Source organism: Burkholderia sp. E168m23, from assembly GCF_016586125.1.
Lineage (GTDB): Bacteria > Pseudomonadota > Gammaproteobacteria > Burkholderiales > Burkholderiaceae > Burkholderia > Burkholderia orbicola.
This window is the reverse complement of record NZ_BCPP01001728.1, coordinates 1-506: the sequence shown is the minus strand read 5'-3', so window position 1 is coordinate 506 and position 506 is coordinate 1. Positions and strand designations below refer to the sequence as shown.

Here is a 506-nt window from a genome sequence, read left to right as displayed (position 1 = left end):
TCTTGTCGAGATAGTCGTCGATCTCGCAGTCGACGAGATTGCGGAACTTGTCCGCGCGGGTCAGGTTGTCGACCGCGATGATGCGCGTCTCGCCGCGCTCGTTGAGCGCCTTGACGATGTTCGCGCCGATAAAACCGGCTGCGCCGGTGACGATGAGGGTCATGATCGTCCTGCCTGAAAAAGTGCGAGCCACTCGTGCGGCGCGCTCGTCGCGCCGCCGAATGCGCTCAGTGAAACAGTTCGTCGTAATCCACCGTGGCCGTGCCGAGCTTACCGACCACGATGCCTGCCGCGCGATTCGCGAGCACCACGGCGTCGACGAGCGGCACACCGGCGCCGAGCATCGTCGCGACCGTCGCGATCACGGTGTCGCCCGCGCCCGACACGTCGAACACTTCGCGCGCGAGCGCCGGTGCATGCAGTTCGCCGCCCGCGGAAAAGAGCGTCATGCCCTCTTCCGAACGGGTGAGCAACAGCGCGTCGATGCCGAGCTCCGCACGCAGATT

General features: G+C 65.6%; 2 protein-coding genes. Both read right to left on the bottom strand.

The features are described from left to right. Window positions 1–163, bottom strand: a 163-nt coding sequence (locus JMF90_RS39915; RefSeq protein ID WP_201326638.1) for an NAD-dependent epimerase/dehydratase family protein, incomplete at its 3' end; no start/stop codon positions are given. A gap of 64 nt (window positions 164–227) precedes the next feature. Then, the coding region (locus tag JMF90_RS39910; protein WP_236598169.1) for a PfkB family carbohydrate kinase at window positions 228–506 on the bottom strand (279 nt) is incomplete at its 5' end.